The sequence below is a fragment of the Pricia sp. genome, from assembly GCF_041745955.1.
Classification (GTDB): Bacteria; Bacteroidota; Bacteroidia; order Flavobacteriales; family Flavobacteriaceae; genus Pricia.
Map to the genome: position 1 here is coordinate 1 of NZ_JBGTHY010000098.1, position 2,552 is coordinate 2,552.

General features: G+C 42.0%; 3 protein-coding genes. All 3 read right to left on the reverse strand.

The window, feature by feature from the left end; genetic code table 11:
- On the reverse strand, positions 1-395 hold a 395-nt coding region (locus ACEW8S_RS03350; RefSeq protein ID WP_373516771.1), incomplete at its 3' end, for a hypothetical protein.
- Between the two features lie 41 nt (positions 396-436).
- The gene (locus ACEW8S_RS03355) at positions 437-1,492 is read right to left on the reverse strand and encodes a sugar-transfer associated ATP-grasp domain-containing protein (protein WP_373516772.1); all 1,056 of its coding nucleotides are present in this window, start codon (positions 1,490-1,492) and stop codon (positions 437-439) included.
- 13 nt (positions 1,493-1,505) lie between these two features.
- The coding region (locus ACEW8S_RS03360) for a phenylacetate--CoA ligase family protein (RefSeq protein ID WP_373516773.1) at positions 1,506-2,552 on the reverse strand (1,047 nt) is incomplete at its 5' end.

Here is a 2,552-nt window from a genome sequence, read left to right on the forward strand (position 1 = left end):
AAGGCCAAAATCATATAGACCTTGAAAATCCATACAAAACCGATGCCGTCATAGAAGGTGTAAGACTCAAATACTTCCAGACCGGTATAGGGAAAGGTTCTTCCAAGCACCAAAAAGGCGATGGAAACGAACGCGAAGAAAAACGTCAAGATCCAAGCGGGCAAAATCAACCGTTTCAGCCTTTTTTTAAAAAAGGGAACGCGGTCCAGTGTACGGGTTTTATAGATATAGGCGTAAGTCAATGCCGAACCCAGAATCAACATTGGCGATCCAAAATTCCTGAGTTGAAAAAGCCACCCCGGTGGGTCGGAGTGCGCTACCATAATCACCAGAACACCGCTAAAACGTAATAGATCGAGCTTGGTGTTCCTCTCCTTTTTTACAGGTTTTATCATTAAAAGTAGGTTTTAGACATGCTGGGGCAAATATCCATACTTTATTTAAATCGGTGCCAATTTAAATCTTTGAAGCAGGGCCCTTGGGTGGCCTCCGAAAATTTAATATCGTTACTATATCCATTCCACTCCATAACCACCGGGTTGTCTTCCATATCTAGGGCAAGATCCCACCCGATGGCCCGTACCATGGGCATTTTTTCATGTAGCCTTACTACCAGCTGTATGCATTCAAGGTAACCGGGAATCGTTTGGCCCTTAAAAGCGACCTTGGAATCGGGATGTGCGACAATCGTTTGCCAATTTGCAAGATAACCATACTCATATAGCGTACCGTTTGCCATGTTTATGGGAATACGAATATGGTTCACCGATTTAACGTGGGTATCATTGGCTCTTCCCAGTCTGAGGTAACAAGCTCTCAACGAAATCTTATTATCATTGTCCACAACCGTCGTTATTCGGATAGTGGCTACTGAAGTTGCGGTAAACGCATCGAAAAACGGATGTTGCCGAATGTATTTTTGAACGACACAATTTCCTTTTTTTTCGATAATGTCCACGATGAAATCGTGTTTTTTAAATTGAAATATATCCCGGCCTTGATACGATTTATCCAGTTTGCATATCACCTTTTCCGTATCGGCAAATATAAATTTTTGTAGACTCTCGCTAGCAATCGGTCTCAAATTTTGATCGAACCAAAATCCGTTGATAAAAGAGGCGACATCGGGAGTGACCTTAGCATTGAACAATTTATTACAGAGTGGCTTAAGAGAGGAAATTTTTCCGTAATCCCCCTGAATTTTTGGGATGACCACCTTACCGTAATAATTATCGGGTAGCCAACCTTCCTCAAAATTGCCTCTAACGGCGGAATATACATATAACCATGGTGCAAAACCTTTCCATCCCAAAACATCGTTGGCGTACTCGTCCGAAAGCTTTTTTGTGGTAGCGTTAAGTTTACCTTTTTCTTTTTGTATCCCTTTAAGGGATTCAAATGCAATTCTATTGGAAATACGGTGGTACCGAATACGCAATACTTTTTCAGAGGCTTGTTTTACGTAGTGTTTTAAATTTTCCGCTTTAAGCATAACCGTATAAAAATTATCGAAGATTGCTTATGATCAAAGGGGTTTTCTTATTTACCCGTTTAATTTTTTGTGTCTCCTCAAATCTGACATTTATCTCCGAACGCGCACGTTGCCTGAGCAATTCCGCCATCTTTTCTACTTCTTCGAGTCCTTTATGTAAATTTCTGGGCACATAATAGATACATACGGAAAAATCGGCCTCTTGGCGCAATTGTATCTCTTTAAAAACTTTCATATAACCATCGAACATGGCCATAATATGCTCACCACGTATACTTAGGCCCGTAGGGGTTTCAATAATCACCGCTCTTCGTCCCCGCACATTATCCATCAAAGGAAGCGGTATCTTACAATTACACGCGTTTTCCATATATCTTCCTTCGTCCCCTATCTCATAACGTATTAATGGAAATGCATAATTGGTAAGATCTGTCAGTAATATTTTACCTGTTGTGTTGGGAGGTACGGGCCGATTATTTTCATCTACAAATTCAACATGAACCGTATCTTGCATCATGTGCAACCCCATTTGCTCGGGACACTCGGCCGCAATTAGCGGAATTTCGGTATTGCCGTACTGATCACAAACGGGTGCTCCAAAGGCTTTTTCCATCAATTCACGCTGCTCTTGAAACAGCGGTGCCGAGGTGACCCAAACCATTTTTGGGGGATGGATTTTTAAGTCATTATCAAGTAAAAATAAAGCAAACTCAAAAACGACATCCACATACCCTTGAAGCAAAGTAGGTTTTACCCGGTTGAAATCGCGCACAAATCTATTCAGCTGTTTGGCGTTCGGATTTGCCGCCGCCAAAAATATACGTCTGGTAGGCCACCATAATATTTTATTTCTGAAACGTTCTGAAAAGCGCCTTTTATATCTATAGACAAAGGCCTGGTTCTCCCAGGGTTTGACGCCCCACCATTGAAGAATACGCCATCTAATGGGGGTTTCGGGATGTCTACGGTCTTGAAGGGTGGTAACGGGAAAACCTGTACTGCCCGAAGTCGTGGCCTTCCTATAATGCGATGCCGATACGTTATCGGCTTTTATGCTATC

Coding starts and splice junctions, on each gene's coding strand:
- ACEW8S_RS03355 (WP_373516772.1), bottom strand. CDS start 1,492: ATGCTTAAAGCGGAAAATTTAAAACACTACGTAAAACAAGCCTCTGAA.